Here is a 24,638-nt window from a genome sequence, read left to right as displayed (position 1 = left end):
TTTCGGGGTTCACTTCATTTAAACTGGAGGTTTTTATTTTGGGAAAAGTAAAATAAGCTTTCTTTGTAAATGTAGATTTATAATGAAATTTGATAAAAATACCTATTATGATACAGTTGCTTATATGCAAGGAGGTAAAACATGGATTACATTTTACCAAAAGAAAAATTGAAGCGCTGGCCAAAAGATACGATAGCGGCGGGGCGTTGTCATACTGTTGGTCTTAAATCGGATGGCACGGTAGTAGCGGTGGGCCGGAGTAAAGAAGGAGAATGCAATGTAAGTGGCTGGCGAGATATTGAAGCAATTGCAGCAGGCAATGTTCATATGGCGACGAACACGGGTAATGCTCATACAATCGGTCTTACATGTGACAGTACTGTGGTAGCGGTTGGGTGGAATAAGCATGAACAATGTGATGTAAACGATTGGCATAATATTGTATCGGTAGCGGCGGGGTGGCGTCGTACCATTGGTCTGAAATCGGATGGCACGGTAGTAGCAGTGGGCCGAAATAAAGAAGGAGAATGCAATGTAAGCAGCTGGTGTGATATTGTGGCAGTCACAGCGGGTGACTGGCATACAGTCGGTCTGAAATTGGATGGCACAGTGACGACTGTGGGGAATAATCGATATGGACAATGCAATGTAAGCAGTTGGAGAGGTATTGTAGCGATTACGGCGGGTTATCTTCATACTGTTGGTCTTAAACGAGACGGCACAGTGATGGCAGTGGGGCAAGATAAACATAACCAGTGTGACGTAAGTGATTGGAGAGGTATTGTAGTGATAGCAGCTGGTACGAATCATACAATCGGTCTTAAATCGGATGGTACCGTGGTGGCAGTGGGCTGGAATGAGTATGGTCAATGTAATGTAAGTGAGTGGCGAGATATTGTAGCGATAGCGGCTGGTTGTGCACATACGGTCGGTCTTAAATCAGACGGCACGGTGGTCGCGGTAGGTAATAATGAATTTGGCCAATGTGATGTAAGTAGCTGGAACAGTATTCGACTGCCAGATCCTAATATTTTACCAATCTAAATATTTGTTGATGGGGAATAAGACCGTTTAATTTCTAATAAATCACTGGTAGTATTCTTTTATTTCAGGCGTAATTATGGAATAGGGTATATAGAAAATGATCAAGCTTAAATCTGCTGAATAAGAATCCTTTTTTTATGGATTCTTATTCTTTTTCGTTACAATGAGAGTTTATATGACATTTTTGAACAAGTTTTATCTCAATGTTAAATAGACGACCTAGTTTGCAAAAAAAGCATAAGGAGAGGAGAAGGAATACTCAAAAAGTATTTGCTTTTTTCACCAGAATTTTTACTTGTATATATCATTCTCTACATAAGATATACAACTTCGCTTAATTTTGGAAAGATGTTAGTAATTTCAATTGTAATCGGAATAATAGGTAGTTATTATAAGGATATGTAAGGATGTATTTACTTTCATTAAGTGGTCAATTAAACAAAGAACAACTTGAATATGTTCAATAGTTATTAGGAGGGAATGAAATGACTAAGAAAAAGAATAGAGTGAAAAACGAGTTAATACTTTGGACGTTAACAGCGATTTGTTTTGTAATTGTATGGTACCTGTTTCAAAGATAAAAACGCATCGTACTTTTAAAAGAAAGCACGATGCGTTTTTATTATTTTTTTTGCCAATTTTCTTTAATAAAGTCTTCACGACCAGATTCCTTTTGCTCAGTAGCATATTTTTCTGGATTCTTTTTATAGAAATGTTGATGGTATTCTTCAGCTTCATAAAAAGGTGCAGCTGGACGAATTTCAGTTACGATTGGTTCTTTAAACATACCGCTTTCTGCAAGGGATTGTTTTGAGTTTTCAGCAAGTTCTTTTTGTGTTTCGTTATGATAAAAAATAGCGGTACGATAAGATGGACCACGGTCAAAGAATTGTCCGCCATCATCAGTTGGATCGATTTGTGGCCAATATAAGTCTAGTAATTTCTGATAAGGAAAAATAGAAGGGTCGAATGTGATTTGAACGACTTCTAAATGGCCAGATGTTCCAGCCTTTACTTGTTCGTATGTTGGATTTTCTAAATGACCACCTGCATAGCCGGAAAGCACTTTATGAATACCAGGAAGTTCATCAAATGGCTTTACCATGCACCAAAAGCAACCACCGGCGAAAGTTGCTAGTTCGTATGTTTTTTCGGACATTGCTGTAATCCTCCTAAATGTATATGTTTTATATAGTATTATATAAATTGTTTTATTGCGCAATAAAAAAGATTTGAAAATATATGTTTTTTATAAACAAGATCCTCCGCTAACATCAATTAATTGTCCAGTAACCCAGCGGCTGTCTGGAGAAGCAAGGAATGCAGCAGTATCGGCGATGTCTTCTACTTCACCTAAGCGATTGAAAGCGGAAATAGTAGTAGCATACTGCTTCATCATTGGGTCGCTCAAGAGTTCTGCATTCATATCTGTTTTAATAAACCCTGGAAGTATTGCATTCACCGTTATTCCTCGTGTTCCGAGCTGTTTTGCAAGAGTAAAAGTCATTGTATTAATAGCGCCTTTCGTCATACTGTATGCAACAAAATCAGGTAAAGAAATGCGGGTGGCAGCTGATGAAATATTAATAATTCGGCTATTGTCACGTAAACGTGGTAGTGCTTGTTGAATGATAAAGAATGGTGCTTTCGCATTTATTGAAAACATTCTATCAAAAAATTGTTCAGTCGTTTCTTCAATAAAAGCACCAGGACCAATGCCAGCGTTGTTTATTAAAATATCAAATTGTGTTTCACCAGTGCGCTTTTGTAATTCAGTATCTAAAGTGTTATAAAGGTTTTCTGCACCGTGTAATGATTCTAGATTTGCACCGATAGAAAAAGCTTGGCCACCATCTGATCGAATTTCATGAACAGTTTCTTCAGCGTCTTCTTTTCGATTACCATAATGAACAGCAACTAATGCACCGTCGTTTGCTAAACGTTTTGCGATAGCACGTCCAATTCCTCGGCTTGCTCCTGTAACTAACGCTACTTTCCCTTTTAACATAGTTTTCTCATCTCCTCATAAACTTTATAAGTGTTTCTTTATGTAGTAATGCAAACATACTTAAGTAATATATGAGTGTATGTAAGCAGTTCATTCCAATTTTGTTTTGAGAAAAAACAAATAGAATTTTAATTTTTTTAAAAAACATATTGACAACGAAAAGAACAACGTCCTATAATACGTGTAACAAATAAAAGTTAATTAAGAATTTTCTAACTTTATATGTTGTATATGCAAAGAAGAGGAAAGTAGATGATTATGATCGTTTCAGAGAGCTACTCCAAGGCTGTGAGGGTAGTAACAATCGAATCATTGAAGATCACCTCGGAGCATCGCTTGCGAAAGGGAAACTGAGTAGAGGGCGGCGGCATCGTCTCCGGTAAAAGGACGGAGGTCTGATTGGACCTACAAAGCTTATATTTCGTGAGAAATATAAGGAAGCTGAGTGGTAACGCGAAACTCTCGCCTCAGCAATCNNGATTGCTGAGGCGAGAGTTTTTATTTTAAAAAATAGAAGAAGAGAATGCGTAGAAGAGGAGAGTAAATGATAAAGATTGTTTCAGAGAGCTGCCCCGAGGCTGTGAGGGTGGTAACAATTCACTCATTGAAAATCACCTTGGAGCACTACTTTTGAAAACTAGTAAAAAGTAGCGGGGTTGTTCCCGATAGAAAAACAAAAGTCTAATTGGACTTGCAGAGCTTATATTTCGTGAGAAGTATGAGGAAGCTGAGTGGTACCACGATTCCCTCGTCTCAGCAATGGATTGCTACAAGTATGTAAGTAATCGATTGTTGAGACGAGTATATTTTTAATGTTTATATACTGAATATTCTGTTAAAAATACTCATCTCAGCAATCGATGTAGAAATAGATTGCAAAAATAGAGAAAAAAAGAGGAGCGATGTGAGATGGGAAACCAGTACATTTACATGAATGGGGAATTTGTAGAAAAAGAAAAGGCAGTTGTTTCAGTATATGATCACGGTTTTTTATACGGAGACGGTGTATTTGAAGGGATTCGTAGTTACGGCGGAAATGTATTTTGTTTAAAAGAACATGTGAAACGATTATATGAATCCGCGAAATCTATTTTACTAACAATTCCAATGACGGTAGAAGAAATGGAAGAAGCAGTTTTACATACACTCCAAAAAAATGAATACGCTGATGCTTACATTCGCTTAATTGTCTCAAGAGGAAAAGGTGACTTAGGGCTCGATCCGAGAAGTTGTGTGAAGCCGAGCGTAATTATCATTGCAGAACAATTAAAGTTATTCCCACAAGAATTTTATGATAATGGGCTAAGTGTTGTATCTGTTGCATCAAGACGTAATACGCCAGACGCGTTAGATCCACGTATTAAGTCAATGAATTATTTAAATAACGTACTTGTAAAAATTGAAGCGGCACAAGCAGGAGTGTTAGAGGCTCTTATGTTAAATCAACAAGGATATGTTTGTGAAGGTTCTGGTGATAATGTTTTCGTTGTGAAAGATGGAAAAGTGTTAACCCCACCATCCTATTTAGGAGCATTAGAAGGTATTACGAGAAATAGTGTTATCGAGCTATGTGAGCGAATGAGTATTCCGTGTGAGGAAAGACCATTCACTCGCCATGACGTATATGTAGCGGATGAAGTATTTTTAACAGGAACTGCAGCAGAGTTAATTCCGGTTGTAAAAGTAGATTCGAGAGAAATTGGAGATGGGAAACCAGGAAGTGTAACGAAACAATTGACCGAAGAGTTTAAAAAATTAACGAGAGAAAGAGGAGTACGTGTCCCAGGACTGGCGGAAAGCTTAGCGTAAATAAGGAGAGGAGTTAATTGAAATGGAGGAACAGTATACAGCATATGAGAAGTTACAGTGTGAAGAAGTGATGGGCGCTGGGCACGTGATTCAATGTTTGAAGAAATTAGGTGTAACGACCATTTTCGGCTATCCAGGCGGAGCGATTTTGCCAGTATACGATGCGTTATACGAAAGTGGTTTGAAACATGTGTTAACTCGTCATGAACAAGCTGCCATTCATGCGGCCGAAGGATATGCGAGAGCTTCTGGAAAGGTAGGGGTAGTCTTTGCTACCTCTGGCCCAGGGGCGACAAATTTAGTTACGGGCTTAGCAGACGCTTATATGGATTCGATTCCTTTAGTTGTCATTACCGGGCAAGTTGCAACGCCTCTAATTGGTAAAGATGGATTTCAAGAAGCGGATGTTGTCGGAATTACAGTACCTGTTACGAAGCATAATTACCAAGTTCGTGATGTAAATCATGTATCACGAATTGTACAAGAAGCTTTCTACATCGCCGAAAGCGGGCGACCGGGACCAGTATTAATCGATATTCCAAAAGATGTTCAAAATGCAAAAGTAACAAGTTTCTTTAATGAAGAAGTTGATATTCCAGGGTACAAACCAGAACTTGTACCAGACAGCATGAAACTTAGAGAGGTGGCTAAAGCAATTTCAAAATCAAAGCGCCCACTTCTTTATATAGGGGGAGGTGTCATTCATTCAGGTGGATCCGACGAACTCTTCGAATTCGCAAGGGAGAACCGTATTCCAGTCGTTTCAACTTTAATGGGACTGGGTGCATATCCACCGGGAGACCCACTGTTTTTAGGGATGCTCGGAATGCATGGGACATACGCTGCTAATATGGCCGTAACAGAATGTGATTTATTACTTGCATTAGGTGTTCGCTTTGATGATCGTGTAACAGGGAAATTAGAACTTTTTTCTCCACACTCGAAAAAAGTACATATTGATATTGATCCTTCTGAGTTTCATAAAAATGTAACTGTGGAGCATCCGATCGTTGGTGATGTGAAAAAAGTGTTACACATGCTGTTACATATGTCTATTTATACACAAACAGATGAATGGCTTCAGAAAGTAAAGACATGGAAAGAAGAATATCCACTTTCTTATAAGCAAAAAGAATCTGAGTTAAAACCACAGCATGTGATCAACTTAGTAAGTGAATTAACGAATGGTGAAGCGATTGTCACAACAGAAGTAGGACAGCATCAAATGTGGGCTGCTCACTTCTATAAAGCAAGAAAACCTCGGACGTTCCTTACCTCTGGAGGATTAGGAACGATGGGGTTTGGGTTTCCAGCAGCAATTGGTGCTCAGCTAGCTAAAAAAGAAGAACTTGTCATTTGTATTGCGGGCGATGCTTCTTTTCAAATGAACATTCAAGAATTGCAAACAATTGCTGAAAATAATATCCCTGTAAAAGTATTTATCATAAACAACAAATTTTTAGGGATGGTAAGGCAGTGGCAAGAGATGTTTTATGAAAACCGATTGTCAGAATCAAAAATTGGATCGCCTGACTTTGTAAAAGTAGCGGAGGCGTATGGAGTGAGGGGATTAAGAGCAACAAATTCATCAGAGGCGAAAAAAGTGATGTTAGAAGCTTTCGCTCATGAAGGTCCTGTAGTAGTTGACTTCTGTGTAGAAGAGGGTGAGAACGTCTTTCCGATGGTCCCGCCAAACAAAGGGAATAACGAAATGATTATGAAGAGGTGGGAAGAATGAGTCATACTTTTTCATTAGTTATTCATAACGATCCAAATGTCTTATTGCGCATAAGTGGAATTTTTGCTCGGCGTGGTTATTATATTTCTTCATTAAATTTAAATGAAAATGAAATGGAGTTAACAGCAGTTTGTACAGAACAAGAAGCAACATTACTCGTCGGTCAGTTAAAAAAGTTAATCAATGTACTGCAAGTAAACAAATTATAAGGAGTGTATAGGATATGAAAACGTATTATGAGCAAGATGCAAATATAGAGCTATTAAAAGGGAAAACTGTTGCGGTAGTTGGTTATGGATCACAAGGTCATGCGCAAGCACAAAATTTACGTGATTCTGGTGTGGAAGTTGTAGTTGGTGTTCGTCCGGGTAAGTCTTTTGAAGTAGCGAAAGCAGATGGGTTTGAAGTGATGTCTGTTTCAGAAGCGGTTCGAACCGCACAAGTTGTACAAATGTTATTGCCAGATGAACAGCAAGCACATGTATATAAAGCAGAAGTAGAAGAGAATCTCCGCGAAGGACAAATGTTACTTTTCTCACATGGATTTAATATTCACTTCGGCCAAATTAATCCGCCAAGTTACGTAGATGTAGCAATGGTTGCGCCGAAAAGTCCAGGTCATCTCGTTCGCCGTGTATATCAAGAAGGAAATGGTGTTCCGGCATTAGTCGCAGTGCATCAAGAGGCAACGGGAACAGCGCTACATGTAGCATTAGCGTATGCAAAAGGTGTAGGTTGTACACGTGCAGGTGTAATTGAAACGACATTTCAAGAAGAAACCGAAACGGACTTATTTGGAGAGCAAGCTGTACTTTGCGGCGGGGTAACTGCACTTGTGAAGGCTGGATTCGAAACGTTAACGGAAGGTGGGTATCGTCCTGAAATTGCATACTTTGAATGTTTGCATGAATTAAAGCTAATTGTCGACTTAATGTACGAAGGTGGATTAACGAATATGCGTCATTCCATTTCAGATACGGCAGAATTTGGAGATTATGTAACAGGATCGAGAATTGTTACAGATGAAACGAAGAAGGAAATGAAGCGTGTTCTTACAGAAATTCAGCAAGGTGAATTTGCAAAGAAATGGATTTTAGAAAATCAAGCAGGGCGTCCGACGTATAATGCAATGAGAAAAGCAGAACAAAATCATCAATTAGAAAAAGTGGGAGCAGAGCTTCGTGAAATGATGAGCTGGATTCATACACCGAAAGAATTAGTAAAGAAATAGAGTAAGAGCGTATAAATGAAAAATATGTAAGAGGGGATTTGACAAGATGAGAAGTGACATGATTAAAAAAGGTTTTGATAAAGCTCCGCACCGTAGTTTATTAAAAGCAACTGGTTTGAAAGATGAAGATTTTGATAAACCTTTTATAGCAATTTGTAATTCTTTTATTGAAATTATTCCAGGGCATAAACACTTGAACGAGTTTGGGAAGCTTGTAAAAGAAGCCGTTCGTGCGGCAGGTATGGTACCATTTGAATTCAATACAATTGGAGTTGACGATGGTATTGCGATGGGACATATCGGTATGCGTTATTCTCTTCCGAGTCGTGAAATTATTGCAGATTCAGTAGAAACGGTTGTAAATGCACACTGGTTTGACGGCATGATTTGTATCCCAAACTGTGACAAAATTACACCAGGTATGATGATGGCAGCTCTTCGTATTAACATTCCGACTGTGTTTGTTTCAGGCGGCCCGATGGCGGCTGGAAAAACGTCAAAAGGAGAAGTTGTTGATTTAAGCTCTGTTTTTGAAGGGGTAGGAGCTTATCAATCTGGGAAAATTTCAGAAGAAGAATTAAAAGATATTGAAGATCATGGTTGTCCATCTTGTGGTTCTTGTTCGGGTATGTTTACCGCAAACTCTATGAATTGTTTATGTGAAGTGTTAGGTTTAGCTCTTCCTGGTAACGGGAGTATTTTAGCAATTGATCCGAGACGTGAAGAGTTAATCAAACAAGCAGCAGAAAAATTGAAAATTTTAATTGAAAGAGATATTAAGCCGCGCGATATTGTAACAGAAGAAGCAATTGACGATGCATTTGCACTTGATATGGCGATGGGTGGATCAACGAATACGGTATTACACACGCTAGCACTCGCACAAGAGGCGGGGTTAGATTATGATATGAGCCGTATTGATGCTGTTTCAAGACGTGTTCCGCATTTATGTAAAGTAAGTCCAGCCTCAAATTGGCATATGGAAGATATTGATCGTGCAGGCGGGATTAGTGCAATTTTGAAAGAGATGAGCCGGAAAGAAGGAGTACTTCATCTTGATCGAATCACTGCTACTGGGCAAACATTAAGAGAAAATATTGCTGAGGCAGAGATTAAAGATAAGGAGGTTATTCACTCTCTCGAAAACCCTCATAGTGAAGAGGGAGGTTTACGTATATTAAAAGGAAATCTTGCTAAAGATGGAGCAGTTATTAAAAGCGGAGCAACTGAAGTAAAGCGCTTTGAGGGACCTTGCGTTATTTTTAATTCACAAGATGAGGCACTTGCTGGCATTATGCTTGGGAAAGTGAAAAAAGGAGATGTAGTTGTCATTCGTTATGAGGGGCCAAGAGGTGGACCCGGTATGCCAGAAATGTTAGCACCAACATCAGCAATTGCTGGAATGGGATTAGGTGCTGAGGTTGCATTATTAACGGATGGACGTTTCTCTGGAGCTTCACGTGGAATCTCAGTGGGACATATTTCACCAGAAGCAGCAGCTGGTGGAACGATTGCACTTCTTGAACAAGGAGATATTGTATGTATTGATGTTGAAGAACGCTTGCTAGAAGTAAGAGTGAGTGATGAGGAGTTAGAAAAGCGTAAAAAAGAATGGAAACGACCAGAACCGAAAGTGAAAACTGGATGGCTTGGACGTTATGCACAAATGGTAACATCGGCGAATACAGGGGCTGTTCTGAAAATCCCGCATTTTGATTGAGCCAATTTAAAAGAGATAAGGATGATAAAAAATGGTGCAAAAGGTAAAGGAGAGAGTGAAAATTGAAGATATCTTAATGGCTCATAATTGCATGAAGGATATCGTTATTAAAACACCGTTACAACGGGATACAGTTTTATCTGAGAAATATGATTGTGACGTTTATGTAAAACGAGAAGACTTACAATTAATTCGCTCTTTCAAAATTCGTGGTGCGTACAATTTGATTCAAAGTTTACCGAAAGAAAAGTTACGAAATGGTGTTGTTTGTGCAAGCGCTGGTAATCACGCGCAAGGAGTTGCTTATACGTGTAATTTATTGAAGATTCCGTCAAAAATATTTATGCCTACAACAACACCGAAGCAAAAAGTATCACAAGTGCAATTTTTCGGTGGTGATTTCGCAGAGATTGTATTAGTTGGTGATACATTTGATAGCTCTTTTTTAGAAGCGCAGCGTTATTGTGAAGAAAACAGGATGACGTTTGTTCATCCGTTTGATGATCCGTATGTCATTGCAGGTCAAGGGACAGTGGCAGTTGAAATTATGCATGATATGGAGAAGTCGGTTGATTATATCTTTACAGCAATCGGTGGTGGTGGATTAGCATCAGGTGTTGGTACATATGTTAAAGGTGTTAGTCCTGCTACAAACGTCATTGGTGTAGAGCCAATGGGAGCTGCATCTATGAAAGAGGCTTTTCTTCAAAATGATAATGTCGCATTGGAGAAAATAGATAGTTTTGTTGATGGGGCGGCTGTTAAAAAGGTAGGAAAGTTAACATTTGAAACTTGTAAAGATGTAATTGATGACATCGTTTTAGTACCAGAGGGAAAGGTTTGTACGACGATTTTAGAACTCTATAAGAAAAATGCAATTGTAGCTGAGCCTGCTGGTGCACTATCTATTGCAGCGCTTGATTTATACAAAGATGAAATAAAAGGTAAAACAGTTGTATGTACGCTAAGTGGTGGAAATAATGATATTGATAGAATGCAAGAAATGAAAGAACGTTCGCTCATTTATGAAGGACTAAAACATTACTTCATCATTGAATTCCCGCAACGTTCAGGTGCGCTAAGAGAATTTCTTGATAAAGGATTAGGGCCAGAAGATGATATTACTCGTTTTGAATACATTAAGAAACATAATAAAGAAAATGGTCCAGCGTTAGTCGGTGTAGAGTTAAAGCATAAAGAAGATTATGAGCAATTAATTACTCGCTTTAAAGAAAATAATATTCAATTTATGGAGCTTAATAAAAATCCTGTTTTGTTTGATTTGCTAATTTAATAGAAGGAAAGAGCTAGCATCTAAATAAAAAAGATAGATACAAGCGGGGAAATATAACGCTTGTTCTATCTTTTTTATAGTTAAACTAGGTACTCATTAAATTCAAGAAGAATAAAGCTAGCTAACCAAAAAAGTATCGCAATACGAATGATTACATACATTGTAAATTCAAAGGGAGATAGCTGTCTCTCACGCTTTATTTTTTTTAGGAATCTAACAGAGAAAATTGAACATAAAAGCAGAATTGCTATAGACATTTTATAAATGTTCTCTAATAAATTTACATTTTCTAATAAGTCTTTCAGCATGTTTATCACCTATTCTGTAAAGTATATTACAGAGAAATAGATCTTGAGCTGTCTAGTTTCGTTTGTTTTTTATTTTCCCTGCATCATTAATTTCTACATCAGTTGAAATTGATTGTAAATATTGAAGAGCTTTTTTCTTTTCTTCCTCATTTACAGGGGAAACTTGGTTGTTACGAATGATGTAAGGATTGAATGACATTTGGACATCCTTTCCTTTAAAAGTTAAAGTTAATACGCCAGTTTCAGCGCTTTTTCCATTTACATAACTCGGGAATAAAAAGTTTCCTAGTGAGTAAGCGATAGGAACTTTATCATAATACTCAAACCCTTGTAACCAATGTGGATGGCTTCCGACAATCGCGTTAGCTCCTGCTTCAACCATTTTAGGTACATATTGCTTTTGGTATTCTACCGGACGATTTGATTTTTCAACGCCCCAATGCATATAGACAATTAAATAGTCTGCATCTTGCTTTTGTTCTTTAATTGTTTTTGTTACGAGATTTAAATCATATCCGTTCGCAACACCAGGTTTATTGTCACCAGCTACCCAATTCGTATCAGGCATAAATCGAACGAAGGAAAGAAATTTGAACTTTTTCCCTTTTACGGTCATTTCACGTGCTGTATATGCATCTTTTGCATTTTTTCCGGCTCCAATGTAAGGGAACTTTAATTTTTCTACGTGAGAAATCGTGTCTAATAATCCGTCTTGCCCATAATCAAGTGTATGGTTATTTCCGATATTTACGATGTCATATCCAGTGTTTTTTATCGCTTGTAGTGTGGATGGATCACTTTTAATCCAAAATAGTTGTCCAGGAGCTTTCTTTTCTCTCGTTGTAAATGCTGACTCTAAATTAACGAAAGAAATATCAGCTTTTGTTATTTCTTCTTTAACATGCTGGAATGGATAATCAGCCCCGTTTTTTTCGATTACAGGACGTAATTGCCAATCGAACATTGTGTCACCAGAAAAGGTGAGTGTGATTTCTTGGTCTTCTATTTTCTTTTCGCTTTTTGAAGCGGTTTTACTAGATTTGTTTTGCAAATCGGGTTTGTCTTTTGCTTTTGAAATAAAAGAGTAATTGATCAATAAAACAATCGGTGTAATGAAAAAGGCTATTAACAAAAAGCGTTTTAGTAAAGTTTTCATATATACCTTCCCTTTTAATATTATCCCGCAATTAAATTAACACTGAATCTATTAAAGGTAATTAGAGTTGCAAAAAAATAGCGGGTTATGTAGTGGAAAACATTTGTTAATATTCTCAATATTAAGTTAACATATAGATAACCTGTAAATCAATGTATAAACCAAAATATAGAAATAAAGAATTCGAAGGGTGAAGAATGAGAAATGGTTATATTAGGAGCAGTTGTAAATGGAATTTGTATTATATTTGGTACTTTACTTGGTAAATTATTTAGTGCAATTCCAGAAAGTATGAAAGGGACGATAATGCATGCAATCGGTTTAGCGGTTACTGTACTGGGGCTTCAAATGGCATTAAAAAGTGAAAATTTTCTTGTTGTCATACTAAGTTTAGTGATTGGTACGGTAATTGGAGAATGGTTACAATTAGAAGAAAAGTTAAAACATTTAGGGGATTGGCTAGAAAATAAAGTTGGATCGAAGGGGAAAGGAAGCATATCAGAAGGGTTTGTAACAGCTACTTTAATTTTTGCAATTGGTGCGATGGGGATACTTGGCGCGTTGGACAGTGGGATTCGCGGAAATCATGATATTTTATTTACAAAGGCGATTATTGATGGATTCATTTCTATTATATTAACGACAACTTTAGGGATTGGGGTAGTATTTTCGGCGATTCCAGTTATTTTATATGAGGGTGGTATTGCAGTTTTTGCAACACAAATTAATAGTTACGTCCCGAAAGAATTAATGAATCAATTTATAGTGGAAATGACGGCTACGGGCGGTATTATGATATCTGCAATCGGATTAAACTTACTCGGATTTATTAAAATTAAAGTGGCGAATTTACTTCCAGGTATATTGGTGGTTGGGATAATCGTTTCAATTATTTATGGATACGGTTTGGTAGTGAATTGATAGAGGAGGGGAATACAGATGGAGGATTTTCAAATTACAAAACGTGTGCATAAAATATTGGAGATTGCAGCGGAAGAGAGTGAGTGTAACATAATTCACCCGGTCCATCTGTTTATAGGTATGTGTAAAGAAGGTACAGGAGTTTGTGCTGAGTTATATATGTATTTGTTTCATAAAGTGGGTCCGGATTTTTTAGAAAAACTTTCGTTACGAAAACGATTCGATTTACATAATCAAGAGTATAAAAAAATAGGGCAATATAAATTATCTTATAACGCGATAGAAATTTTACAAATAGCGAAGAAACGTATGGAACGATTTCAACAAGTATTAATCAATGAAGGGCATGTTATATATGCATTATTTCGTGTAGATACAGATATTAATAAAATTATACATACACAAATGCAAGAAGATATATTACGTATTACGGCTGCACAGAGAGACTTAGCGGTTGATTTAAATAGTTTTAAACCTACTTATAATACATTATTTTGTAATGTAAGAAGAGCTAGTCCTGCTGATTTTGATAAGTTATCACGATTTGTTGCGGATGAATTTGGTGAACGGTGGTTACAGTCGGTTGCTTATGGATTTCGGACATATAACGAAAAGTTACCTATCTATATTGCACAGCAGGAAGAAGTGATAATTGGCTTCGCCTGTTACGATGTAGTAAGAGGAAAGAAAGGGTTGTTTGGTCCAATGGGCATAGCGAAACAAAATCGTGTGAAAGGTGTAGGAAAAGAATTATTGCATCATTGTTTATATAATATGAAGCAAGATGGATATGAATATGCGATTATTGGACAAGGGGGTCCGGTTGAGTTTTATGAGCGATGTTGTAATGCACGTTTAATACCGATAATGGATCAGTAACCAACTTCATCTAGGGGAGTTGGTTTTATTATGAAAATGATGTAGAGATATAGTGGTTTTTACTAGAAAATAGCGGGTTTTGTAGTAAATCTTGCATATAAAGCAAATTACTAAACTTTTTATAAGAAAGGGTGTAGAATGGGTATCTAAAGAAAGAAGGTGTGAAAATGGCCAGCTGGAAACGAAATTTAATGATTTGTTGGCTAGGTTGTTTTACCACTGCAGCCGGTATGAGTTTAGTAATTCCTTTCTTATCTTTTTATATTGAGGAATTAGGAGTAACTGGCACCTCTAGTATTGCACAGTGGTCGGGACTTGCATTTGGTATAACATTTTTAATGGGTGCGATTGTATCACCAATATGGGGAAAGCTTGGTGATATACATGGACGGAAATTGATGCTTATTCGTGCTAGCCTTGGTATGGCGGTTATTATGACGCTTATGGGTTTTGTAACGGATGTGTATCAACTAGTCGCACTAAGATTTTTGATGGGAGCAGTATCTGGTTTCCTTTCAACGGCGATGACATTTATTGCAGCAGAAACTCCGAAAGAGCATTCAGGTTGGGCGATTTCCACAATTTCAACTGGTGGTGTGAGCGGTTCGTTACTTGGCCCGTTACTTGGAGGGTATTTGTCTGAGTTAATTGGAATGCGTCACGTCTTTCTTGTTACAGGAGCTTTTTTATTCCTTTCCTTTCTCATCGTTTTTTTCTTTCTACATGAAGAAAATCACTCCACTCAAGCAAAAAAAGCACAACCGAAAAAAGTATGGACGATGGTTCCAGCGAAGCATTTAATTATTAGTTTATTTGTAACGACATTTATTATTCAACTTGCTAATATGTCAGTTCAACCAATTGTTACATTGTACGTGAAAAATTTAGTTGGTCCTCATACTGCACATATTGAAACAATTGCGGGTGCAGTTATGTCAGCGACAGGATTAGCAGTTATTTTGGCAGCACCAAGACTAGGAAGATTATCAGATCATATCGGTCCTCAAAAAACGTTAGTTGTAGCGTTGTTTGCAGCAGGAATTATTTTTATCCCGCAAGCATTTGTAACCTCAGCTTGGCAACTATTAATTCTTCGATTTTTATTAGGTATCGCACAAGCAGGATTATTACCTTCAGTACAAACTCTACTAAAACAACATACACCAACCCATGTTACGGGACGAATATTTGGATATAATCAGTCATTTCAATTTTTAGGAAATATGATTGGTCCAGTGCTCGGGGGACAAATTGCAGCCCATGCAGGCTTCCAATATGTTTTCCTCTCTACATCATCACTATTATTTATTGCGTGTATTTGGGTTTATTTTCATAATAAGAACGAAGAGGTATCAGAGAAACAACGTTTGGAAGCTAGTTAACTAAGTGAATGAAAAAAGGATGAAGCAACATGCGCTTCATCCTTTTTCTTTAAAATTGAAGACAAAGATAACTTAATGTACCAAGCTCGTAACTACGGTGAATGACTTCACCGTTATTTTCACCACTTCCCATCGCAATAAACAAAGGAACAAAATGCTCAGCTCTTGGTACAGCTAATTGTGCATGAGGAGCATTTTCCCCCCAATTAAACAATGCATCTTTATCGTTATGCTGCATATGTTTAATAATCCAATCATCAAATTCGATTGCCCATTTTTCAGGTGTAGTTTGATTCCATTTCAGTGCTCGTAAGTTATGAACGGTAACGCCACTACCGATTACTAAAATATCTTCTTGTCCAAGTCCTTTTAGTGCTTCTCCAATTTCAAATTGTTCTTTTGCAGGAAGGAATGGATTTACTGATATTTGTACGACTGGAATATTTGCTTCTGGATACATACGATGCAGAAGTGTCCATGATCCATGATCTAACCCTCTCGTCATATTATGATGAACTGGAATACCTTTATTTTTAAATTTTGTTTCTAACATAGATGCAATGCTAGAAGAGCCTTTCGCTCGATATTTAATTTCGTATAACTCAGGAGGAAAACCGCCAAAATCATAAATTGTTTCATATTCGTTATCTGATGAAGAGATAGTTAATACGTCACTTTCCCAGTGAGCGGTAAAAATAACAATTGCTTTCGGTTTGTATATTTCTCCAAGTGTTTTTAAAAAGCGTGTATAAACTGTATCTTGAATAGCAAGCATAGGTGAACCATGTGCTAAAAATAATGATGGCATCATAGTAGAAACCTCCTAATAATTATATAGTTACTTTATGTAAGTAACTATATAATTTTATTTTAGATTCGTCAAGAGATCAGTTTGAAAGCAAGTCTGAAAAATACATCATTTGTCATAATGAAAGCAATTACATATAATATAAAATAAGAAAATTGAATGGATATTCATTTTTCTTAAAGGTATACATAATAGATTTGGGGGCTGACGAAATGAACGTACAGGAAAGTTTCGTTACGGCATTGGATGGATCGGAAATTTATTTGCGTAAGTGGTTACCAGAAGGAAATCCGAAAGGAATTATTCAAATTGCACATGGCATGACAGAGCATGCAGGGGTGTATACAGAATTTGTAGCTGCTTTATTGGAAGCAGGGTATGGTGTTTATGCGCATGATCATAAAGGACATGGGAAAACAGTAAAAAAAGAAGAAGACTATGGTCATTTTGAACCAAATATAGGCTGGAATCAGGTTGTATCTGATGTTATCTTTGTTTCAGAAAGGATAAAAGAAGAGCAGTCAAGTCCTTTGTTTTTACTTGGACATAGTATGGGTTCTTTTTTATCAAGACGTGCTGTACAACTTAGAGGCGAACTATATGATGGGTTTCTGATTTCAGGAACAGGTGGAAATCCAGGTTTTTTAGGAGTTATTGGTCATAAAGTAGCGACAGTAGAAATGAAATTGCGTGGGGCAAAAACGAAAAGTCCAATGCTGAATTTTTTATCTTTCGGAAACTTTAATTCGAACTTTAAACCAAATCGTACAAAATTCGATTGGTTATCTTCAGATAATAATCAAGTTGATAAATATATTGCGGATCCGTTATGTGGCTTCATTTGTACGACGAGTTTTTATCGAGAATTATTTTCTGGTGTATTAGAAGTAAATAAACTAGAAGAGTACAAGAAGACGCCAAAAAACCTTCCAATACATATATTCTCTGGTGATCGTGATCCTGTTGGCGATATGGGGAAAGGTGTAAAAGAAGTATATGAAAACTATAAAAAATGTGGTGTGAAAGATGTGACGCTACGTTTATATGAAAATGGTAGACATGAAATGTTTCATGAAGTAAATAGGGATGAAGTATTTAAAGATTTAATTTCGTGGTTAGATACACATAATAAATAAGCAAGATAAGCCCAAACTGTTTGCAGTTTGGGCTTATCTATTTTGCAGAAATATGGGCAAAAAATTTTAAAATTAACTTTACTTAATAAAAAATAAATCTTATTCTATATAATTAAACAGATAGAAAGCTCTGTGTAAGTAAGGAGATGAATGTATGAGATTTGGAATTATTGGTCCATCAGAAGATGAAATTACGCCTTTTATTGAAGAAATGTCTAATAAGGAAATAACGAACCTTGCGATGTTAACATTTCACAGTGGGAAATATGAAAATGTAGAAGTTGTTGCCTTATATTGTGGTGTATGTAAAGTTAATGCAGCTATTGCAACTCAAATATTAATCGATAAATTCAATGTGACACATATTATTGTTACAGGTGTTGCAGGGGCAATCGACAAAGTATTGAAAATTGGAGATACGGTAATTTCAACAGAAATAGCATATCATGATGTTGATGAAGGGATATTAACTGAATATCATCCTTGGATGGAAAGTGTATATTTTAGAACAGATAGAAACCTTCTTGAATTAAGCAGAGAAGTGGTCGAGAACAATCAATTCGTTCAAAATGTTTATTTTGGAAAAGTTGTTACTGGAGAAGCGTTTATAAGTGAGAGTGGTCGTACAGAAATAGTCTCTAAATACAATCCACTTTGTGTAGATATGGAAACTGCAAGTATAGCTCACGTATGTTATGCAAATGCAATTCCGTTTTTAGCAGTGAGATCAATAACAGATACAGAAGAAGCGTCTGGCATGCAAGTGTTCGAAGATAATTGTGTATCTGCTTCACATAATTCAATTTATTTTGTTAAGAAGTTACTAGAATCAGTAAAAAAGTAAAGAAATATTGTACAAGAAGAACCCTCGCTTATATGGAAGTGAGGGTTCTTTGAGGTGACGAAGTAATAGCTAATAAATTTCATTTTAACAGTATTGATTTGAAGGAGTTGAAATTTATCATAGCGTACAGTTGTAGTGAATTTATAGTCAAACTTTTTATAAAGCAACAGATACCTATTTATAATAGTAGTATAATAGTAAATGAGGTGTTAATAGGATGGAAGATAAAACATTAGGTTTACTACTAGATGTTGTTGGGGAATTATTTTCAGATGAAATTTCAATTGCCCTTTCGAATACGAAAGAATATATTTACTATCGGCCAAGTAAAAGAATTGATTTAAAGATTAGTGTCGGGGATCCTATAAAGGAAGGAACGATTGCCCATAAAGCAATGGTTACGGAGCAAAAAGTCTCTGAGTTTATGAATCGGGATGTTTTTGGTATCCCTTATCATGGAATGGCTGTTCCATTTTCAAATAATGGAAATCTAGAAGGGTGCGTGACGGCAATTTATCCAGCTTTAACGGATGGAAAATCAGTCGTTACTTTAAAAACAACAGACGGCTGGATTCCGGTTCCTTTTTCAAAGGTTATGTATTTAGAGGCTAAAGATAAAAAGACGTATGTGAATTCAGAAGAGTTATCAGGAACACATAAATACTCTCTGCAAGAATTCGAGTACTTGCTTCCGAAAGATTCATTTATTAGATGTCACCGTTCGTTTATTGTAAATGTTAATCATATTAAAGCGATTTATCCTGATACCCATTCTACTTTTGTACTTTCGATGGATAATGGTGAGAGGGTACCAGTTAGTCAATCGTACGCCAGTTATTTTCGTAAGCTTCTAGGATTCTAGATTTTGCTGCTTTAGAACCTAGATTTGCTGCTTTATCTGAATTTTCGGCATTGTATACTGAAATCCCTATTTTGATAGTGTTAAAGTGTAAAATAATTATGAATATTCAATGGGAGAGGGATTACATATGGAGAATAATTTAGATAGAATCAGAGATCAACGTCTAAAAGATCGGGTCGTTACACCTGAAGAAGCAGCTTCATGGATTCAAAGTGGAATGACTTTAGGCTTAAGTGGGTTTACACGTGCAGGTGATGTAAAAGCAGTCCCATTTGCGCTTGTAAACCGAGTTAAGAATGATGAATCTTTTAAAGTAAATGTTTATACTGGAGCTTCCTTAGGTTCGGATGTAGACAAATTATTTGCTGAGGCAGGAATTTTAGGGAAAAGATTACCTTTCCAAGCTGACGCAACTATGAGAAAAGGAATTAATAACGGAGATTTTTTATTTGTGGATCAACATTTGTCTCATACAGCAGAGTTACTCCGCGCTGACGTTCTGGATATAGATTTTGCTATTGTGGAAGCGGTTGCGATTACAGAGGACGGAATGATTATTCCAACCACTTCAATTGGAAATTCCTTAGCATTTTCCTTAAATGCTAAGTCTATTATTATTGAAATGAACATGGCTCAATCCGCGCAATTAGAAGGGCTGCATGATTTATATGAACCAGGTAAACAAGGAGAGAGGCTTCCAATTCCGCTTGTGAAAACGGATGACCGAATTGGAACAATCGGTATTCCAATTGATCCTGAAAAAGTGAAGGGAATTGTGTTTACGAATCAACTGGATTCACCATCGACAATTGTTCCTCCGGATGAAGAAACTGTTGTTATGGCACAGCATTTAATAGAATTTCTTCGAGAAGAAGTCAAAGTAGGTCGATTAACAAATCGTTTAGCGCCGTTACAATCAGGAATTGGTTCAGTTGCTAACGCAGTATTGCACGGAATGTTAGATTCAGAGTTTGAAGATTTAGAAGTGTATTCTGAGGTTTTACAAGATGCAGTCTTTGATCTTATGGATGCTGGGAAAGTCAATTTTGCTTCTTGTTGTTCTATCACGCTTTCTGAAGAGAAAATGCAACAAGTATTTTCTAACTTTGAAAAATATCGTGACAAATTAATGATGCGTCCGCAAGAGATTTCCAATCATCCTGAAATCATTCGTCGTCTTGGATTAATCTCAATTAATACTGCTTTAGAATTAGACATATATGGAAATGTTAACTCTACTCACGTTTTAGGTACAAAAATGATGAATGGTATTGGTGGGTCTGGTGATTTTGCAAGAAATGCACGCCTAGCTATCTTTGTTACTAAATCGATTGCGAAAGGTGGGAACATTTCAAGCATCGTTCCTTTCGTTTCACATGTAGACCATACAGAACATGATGTAGATGTTATCGTCACTGAACAGGGGTATGCTGACTTAAGAGGACTTGCGCCAAGAGAAAGAGTGGAACTTATTATTGAGAATTGCGCACATCCAATGTATCGTGACCAGCTACGAGCTTATTATGAAGAAGCAAAAGCAAGAGGAGGACAAACTCCTCATATTTTAGAAAAAGCTTTTTCTTGGCATACGAACTATGCTAAAAATGGAACAATGCTTGAAGCGGTAGTAGAAACTGTATAGGTGTGTATCGTAAGAAATAGTAAAACGAATGAGTGAGTTTGAAGATTAAATTTTAGAAGAAGAGAACGCCAACTTTTAGGGATGGCGTTCTTTTTCTTTAAATAAATTATTACAAACCGTACTGATTATAATAAAGATTCATAAAAGTAATTTTAAATTTATGAAAATAAAAGGTTTTTTTAATTACTTTTCGAATCATTTTAATAGTTTACATCTCGAAGGTGAGGAGAAAGAATCATGAAGATAAGAGAAGCGTTATTTATTGAAGCAAATGAATTAAGTGAACTCGCACTACATTCAAAAGCAACGTGGAATTATAGTGAAGAATTCATACTTTCTTGTAAGGAAGATTTAACAATTACAGAATAGTACATAAAAAATAATTTTGTATATGTTTTAGAAAATAATAATACGAAGATTGGTTTTTTTTCATTTTTACGTAATGATAAAGCTCTCGATTTCCTGTACATTCATCCTCGTTACAAAGGGAAAGGCTACGGGAAAATACTTTGGGAGTATGTAATAGAAAAGGCAAATGAACTGGGATTGAAAAGTTTTACGATTGATAGTGATCCGAATGCGAAAGGGTATTACTTAAAGATGGGAGCAAAGCTAATCGGGGAGACACCATCAACGGTTTTTAAGGGTCGTTTACTGCCCCTTTTGAAATATGATGTGTAAAACTATTAATAGTAGGGGAAGATTAGAATGGATGATGTAAAGGAAAAAAGAATATATGAAGCACTAATAAAATCATGGTCGATTGAAACAAGTTCAAAGTGGAAAATTGAAAATCCAGCAAAGGGACAATGTGGTGTTACAGCTCTGATTATTCAGGATTTTTGTGGAGGTGAGATACGAAAGACAAAGATAGGGGAAGTGTGGCATTTTTACAATATAGTAGATGAGGAAAGATATGATTTTACTTGGAGCCAATTCAATGAAAAACTGAATTATATGGATACAGAATCAAATCGAGAAGAAGCATTTGCAGATACAAATGAAAAACAATATAGTATTTTGAAGGAAAAGATAACGAAAGAATTAAAATTATCTTTTGACTCTTAATCTTTAATAAGTTACTATAATGGTGGTAACTTATTAAAGGGAACTTCATAGAGTTGAAAGGGGAAATACTTTTGAAAACAACTTATGTAAACGCTACAATCGTAACGATGAATGAACAAAATGAAGTGATAGAAAATGGATATATTATCGTAGAAAATGATCAAATTATAGATGTAAATAGCGGGGAATTCGCTAATGATTTTGAAGTAGATGAAGTAATTGACATGAAAGGAAAGTGGGTTTTACCTGGTCTTGTCAATACACATACACACGTAGTAATGAGTCTCCTAAGAGGTATTGGCGATGATATGTTATTACAGCCATGGCTTGAGACGAGAATTTGGCCACTTGAAAGTCAATTTACTCCAGAGCTTGCGGTCGCTAGTACGGAATTAGGATTACTTGAAATGGTGAAAAGTGGTACAACATCATTTTCTGACATGTTTAATCCAATTGGAGTAGATCAAGATGCTATTATGGAAACGGTATTAAATAGCGGAATGCGAGCTGCTGTTTCAAGAACTTTATTTAGCTTTGGAACGAAAGACGATGAAAAGAAAGCGATTGAAGAAGCTGAGAAATATGTGAAGCGTTATTATAAAGAAAGTGGCATGTTAACTACGATGGTTGCACCGCATAGTCCATATACATGTAGTACAGAATTGTTAGAAGAGTGCGCACGTATTGCAGTAGAGAATCAAACGATGGTTCATATCCACCTTTCTGAAACAGAGCGTGAAGTACGTGATATTGAAGCGCAGTACGGAAAACGTCCAGTAGAATATGCAGCAAGCTGCGGATTGTTTAAACGCCCAACAGTTATTGCACACGGTGTAGTATTAAATGACGATGAGCGTACATTTTTAGCGGAGCATGATGTTCGAGTAGCTCATAATCCAAATAGTAATTTAAAATTAGGTTCTGGTATAGCGAATGTAAAAGCGATGCTAGAAGCCGGAATAAAAGTAGGGATTGCAACAGATAGTGTTGCGTCTAACAATAATTTAGATATGTTTGAAGAAATGCGTATAGCAACTTTATTGCAAAAAGGTATACACCAAGATGCAACAGCATTACCAGTTGAAACAGCTCTTTCTCTTGCGACAAAAGGAGCTGCTGAAGTCATTGGGATGAAACAAACGGGATCACTTGAAGTTGGTAAGTGTGCCGATTTTATTACGATTGATCCATCTAAGAAGCCACATTTACAACCGGCAGATGAAGTGTTATCACATCTTGTGTATACAGCTAGTGGAAAAGATATAAGCGATGTAATTATTAACGGAAAACGTGTCGTTTGGAATGGTGAATGTAAAACATTAGATGAAGAGCGTATTATATTTGAAGCAAGTCGTTATAAACGAGGTTTACAAAGATAACTTTTTTAGGCTGTGGAGAGAATTTTCTCCACAGCCTATTTCTAATTTGTAAACCTCACTATATTTTTTTTTACTTTGCAACAGAAGTGATAATGCTAATACTACCCAAAAAATTAGATGTTGACGCTAGTTTTAGAGGACATTGATAGTTAGGACATGTATTTATTTTTGGTTTTTAATAAACTTATTGTATTATTGTTTATTAAATGAACTATTAAGGCAATTAAAGGTAAAGCAGCTCCAATGAGTAAAGTTACTTCACTATTAAATTTATAGTAAGTGTAACTTCCAATCCATGAACCAAAGGCTCCTCCCAAAAAGAAAATAGTCATATATAATCCATTAAGTCTGTTTCTTATCTCGGGATTCAAACCAAAGATAATTTTTTGGCCTAATAATAAATTTCCTGCTACACCAATATCAATGCAGATACATGAGATAAGAATTAAAATTATGCTAAATAGTGAATGGTCTTGAACAAAGAATAATAGTACGATCGATAATAGTACGAGTGCCATTGATACATTAGTCATTGTAAAAATATAACCTTTATCTGCTATTGTACCAATAGTAGGAGTTAATAAAGCTCCAGCAATTGCAGCAAAGCCAAATAATGCAATTTCATTATTTGAAAAATGTAATGGCTCTGACCTTAATAAAATTGGAATAACTGTCCAATAAAGGCTAAATGCAGCAAATAAACATGCGTGATAAAAAGCTCTTTGTTGTAAAGGAGAAGTATTTATTAGTAGCTTTACCATGGAAGTTATTAAATTTGGATATGTCATGTTACTAGTTGAGATAACTTCATAGTTGGGTAAAAATTTTAGAATTAACAGTAATACAGTAACTAGGGTTATTAATGAAAAAAGAAATACCATTCTCCAGCCAAATCACTCTGTTATTCCGATAGATAATGGGCGAGCAATCATAATCCCAATCAATAAACCACTCATCACTTTACCCACATATTTACCTGCCTCTTCAATCGGCACGATTCTCATTGTTAGTGGAACTAACATTTGAGCTGCGCAGGCCCCAATGCCAATTATAGTTGTTAATAGTAAAAAAATAATTCCGTTTGTCGAAATTAGCGTACCAATTAATGAAAAAATAGTTAACCCGATAAGAATTCCTATTATTTTCTTACTTTTAAATAAGTCAGCCATTGGGACGATAAAAAATAACCCCAATCCATACCCAATTTGTGTCAAAGTAGTGAGCAATCCAGATAAATCAGAAGAAATGTTCAGATCTTTTGCAATGAATTGTACAATTGGTTGTGCATAATAAATATTTACAGCAAGTGAACCACAACTAATTGCTAAAATAAATATTAGAAAATTTGTCTTTTTAGTCAATTTTATCATTCCTTTTATTTATTTTTATTATTATTTTGGTACGTTCGT

General features: G+C 36.2%; 21 protein-coding genes, 3 pseudogenes and 2 other annotated features. Of the genes and pseudogenes, 18 read left to right on the top strand and 6 right to left on the bottom strand.

Features of this window, described 5'->3' with window-relative positions:
- Window positions 1-141: 141 nt before the first annotated feature.
- Window positions 142-1,044: an RCC1 domain-containing protein gene (locus COK05_RS29100; protein ID WP_098615301.1), complete on the top strand. Its 903-nt coding sequence runs from the start codon at window positions 142-144 to the stop codon at window positions 1,042-1,044.
- 255 nt (window positions 1,045-1,299) lie between these two features.
- Window positions 1,300-1,498, top strand: a pseudogene (locus COK05_RS29095) (hypothetical protein).
- A 168-nt stretch (window positions 1,499-1,666) separates the two neighbouring features.
- On the opposite strand, the gene msrA reads toward COK05_RS29095, so the two are convergent.
- On the bottom strand, window positions 1,667-2,203 hold the full coding sequence (gene msrA / locus COK05_RS29085) for a peptide-methionine (S)-S-oxide reductase MsrA (RefSeq protein WP_098615299.1): 537 nt from the start codon (window positions 2,201-2,203) through the stop codon (window positions 1,667-1,669).
- A gap of 90 nt (window positions 2,204-2,293) precedes the next feature.
- On the bottom strand, window positions 2,294-3,052 hold the full coding sequence (locus COK05_RS29080; protein WP_098615298.1) for an SDR family oxidoreductase: 759 nt from the start codon (window positions 3,050-3,052) through the stop codon (window positions 2,294-2,296).
- Between the two features lie 227 nt (window positions 3,053-3,279).
- Window positions 3,280-3,525 (top strand) — a binding site (T-box leader).
- 46 nt (window positions 3,526-3,571) lie between these two features.
- Window positions 3,572-3,811, top strand: a binding site (T-box leader).
- Between the two features lie 150 nt (window positions 3,812-3,961).
- On the opposite strand from COK05_RS29080, the gene ilvE reads away from it, so the two are divergent.
- From ilvE to ilvA, 6 genes are read left to right on the top strand one after another with little or no spacing between them, the layout of a single operon-like run.
- Complete coding sequence (gene ilvE / locus COK05_RS29075; RefSeq protein WP_098615297.1) at window positions 3,962-4,861, top strand: branched-chain-amino-acid transaminase; 900 nt, start codon at window positions 3,962-3,964, stop codon at window positions 4,859-4,861.
- 22 nt (window positions 4,862-4,883) lie between these two features.
- Window positions 4,884-6,599: an acetolactate synthase large subunit gene (gene ilvB / locus COK05_RS29070; RefSeq protein ID WP_098615296.1), complete on the top strand. Its 1,716-nt coding sequence runs from the start codon at window positions 4,884-4,886 to the stop codon at window positions 6,597-6,599.
- A complete protein-coding gene (locus COK05_RS29065) occupies window positions 6,596-6,808 on the top strand; it encodes an ACT domain-containing protein (RefSeq protein ID WP_141539296.1) in 213 nt (70 codons plus the stop codon). The genes ilvB and COK05_RS29065 overlap by 4 nt, the downstream gene beginning before the upstream one ends.
- A gap of 14 nt (window positions 6,809-6,822) precedes the next feature.
- The gene (ilvC, locus tag COK05_RS29060) at window positions 6,823-7,830 is read left to right on the top strand and encodes a ketol-acid reductoisomerase (protein WP_098615294.1); all 1,008 of its coding nucleotides are present in this window, start codon (window positions 6,823-6,825) and stop codon (window positions 7,828-7,830) included.
- A 46-nt stretch (window positions 7,831-7,876) separates the two neighbouring features.
- Window positions 7,877-9,550, top strand: a complete 1,674-nt coding sequence (gene ilvD / locus COK05_RS29055) for a dihydroxy-acid dehydratase (RefSeq protein ID WP_098615293.1) — start codon at window positions 7,877-7,879, stop codon at window positions 9,548-9,550.
- A gap of 31 nt (window positions 9,551-9,581) precedes the next feature.
- The gene (gene ilvA, locus COK05_RS29050) at window positions 9,582-10,844 is read left to right on the top strand and encodes a threonine ammonia-lyase IlvA (protein WP_098615292.1); all 1,263 of its coding nucleotides are present in this window, start codon (window positions 9,582-9,584) and stop codon (window positions 10,842-10,844) included.
- Between the two features lie 80 nt (window positions 10,845-10,924).
- Here the strand turns inward: ilvA and COK05_RS29045 are convergent, their stop codons facing one another.
- Both COK05_RS29045 and COK05_RS29040 read right to left on the bottom strand, forming a co-directional pair.
- Window positions 10,925-11,152, bottom strand: a complete 228-nt coding sequence (locus COK05_RS29045; protein WP_098615291.1) for a hypothetical protein — start codon at window positions 11,150-11,152, stop codon at window positions 10,925-10,927.
- 52 nt (window positions 11,153-11,204) lie between these two features.
- Window positions 11,205-12,308: a CapA family protein gene (locus tag COK05_RS29040; protein WP_098615290.1), complete on the bottom strand. Its 1,104-nt coding sequence runs from the start codon at window positions 12,306-12,308 to the stop codon at window positions 11,205-11,207.
- A 204-nt stretch (window positions 12,309-12,512) separates the two neighbouring features.
- On the opposite strand from COK05_RS29040, the gene COK05_RS29035 reads away from it, so the two are divergent.
- From COK05_RS29035 to COK05_RS29025, 3 genes are all read left to right on the top strand, one after another.
- Window positions 12,513-13,229: a DUF554 domain-containing protein gene (locus tag COK05_RS29035; RefSeq protein ID WP_098615289.1), complete on the top strand. Its 717-nt coding sequence runs from the start codon at window positions 12,513-12,515 to the stop codon at window positions 13,227-13,229.
- 18 nt (window positions 13,230-13,247) lie between these two features.
- Window positions 13,248-14,108: a GNAT family N-acetyltransferase gene (locus COK05_RS29030; RefSeq protein ID WP_098615288.1), complete on the top strand. Its 861-nt coding sequence runs from the start codon at window positions 13,248-13,250 to the stop codon at window positions 14,106-14,108.
- Window positions 14,109-14,275: 167 nt separating this feature from the next.
- Window positions 14,276-15,490: a multidrug efflux MFS transporter gene (locus tag COK05_RS29025; RefSeq protein ID WP_098615287.1), complete on the top strand. Its 1,215-nt coding sequence runs from the start codon at window positions 14,276-14,278 to the stop codon at window positions 15,488-15,490.
- Between the two features lie 49 nt (window positions 15,491-15,539).
- Here the strand turns inward: COK05_RS29025 and COK05_RS29020 are convergent, their stop codons facing one another.
- Window positions 15,540-16,301: a DODA-type extradiol aromatic ring-opening family dioxygenase gene (locus tag COK05_RS29020; RefSeq protein WP_098615286.1), complete on the bottom strand. Its 762-nt coding sequence runs from the start codon at window positions 16,299-16,301 to the stop codon at window positions 15,540-15,542.
- Window positions 16,302-16,510: 209 nt separating this feature from the next.
- Here COK05_RS29020 and COK05_RS29015 point away from each other — a divergent pair, with 209 nt between their 5' ends.
- The 7 genes and pseudogenes from COK05_RS29015 (at window position 16,511) to COK05_RS28985 (ending at window position 23,229) form a co-directional block, all read left to right on the top strand.
- On the top strand, window positions 16,511-17,434 hold the full coding sequence (locus COK05_RS29015) for an alpha/beta hydrolase (protein ID WP_098615285.1): 924 nt from the start codon (window positions 16,511-16,513) through the stop codon (window positions 17,432-17,434).
- 154 nt (window positions 17,435-17,588) lie between these two features.
- Window positions 17,589-18,278, top strand: a complete 690-nt coding sequence (locus tag COK05_RS29010) for a 5'-methylthioadenosine/adenosylhomocysteine nucleosidase (RefSeq protein WP_098615284.1) — start codon at window positions 17,589-17,591, stop codon at window positions 18,276-18,278.
- A 217-nt stretch (window positions 18,279-18,495) separates the two neighbouring features.
- On the top strand, window positions 18,496-19,140 hold the full coding sequence (locus COK05_RS29005; RefSeq protein WP_098615283.1) for a LytTR family DNA-binding domain-containing protein: 645 nt from the start codon (window positions 18,496-18,498) through the stop codon (window positions 19,138-19,140).
- Between the two features lie 127 nt (window positions 19,141-19,267).
- Window positions 19,268-20,782 (top strand): acetyl-CoA hydrolase/transferase family protein, encoded by a 1,515-nt coding sequence (locus COK05_RS29000; protein ID WP_098615282.1) that lies wholly within the window; start codon window positions 19,268-19,270, stop codon window positions 20,780-20,782.
- 237 nt (window positions 20,783-21,019) lie between these two features.
- Window positions 21,020-21,463, top strand: a pseudogene (locus COK05_RS28995) (GNAT family N-acetyltransferase).
- A gap of 27 nt (window positions 21,464-21,490) precedes the next feature.
- A complete protein-coding gene (locus COK05_RS28990) occupies window positions 21,491-21,850 on the top strand; it encodes a YunG family protein (RefSeq protein ID WP_098615281.1) in 360 nt (119 codons plus the stop codon).
- Between the two features lie 53 nt (window positions 21,851-21,903).
- A complete protein-coding gene (locus COK05_RS28985) occupies window positions 21,904-23,229 on the top strand; it encodes a bifunctional S-methyl-5'-thioadenosine deaminase/S-adenosylhomocysteine deaminase (RefSeq protein WP_141539295.1) in 1,326 nt (441 codons plus the stop codon).
- A 149-nt stretch (window positions 23,230-23,378) separates the two neighbouring features.
- Here the strand turns inward: COK05_RS28985 and COK05_RS28980 are convergent.
- Window positions 23,379-24,599: pseudogene (locus COK05_RS28980) on the bottom strand (MFS transporter).
- Between the last annotated feature and the right edge of the window lie 39 nt (window positions 24,600-24,638).

Source organism: Bacillus cereus, from assembly GCF_002567495.1.
GTDB lineage: Bacteria > Bacillota > Bacilli > Bacillales > Bacillaceae_G > Bacillus_A > Bacillus_A cereus_AQ.
This window is presented reverse-complemented; position numbering and strand designations above follow the sequence as displayed.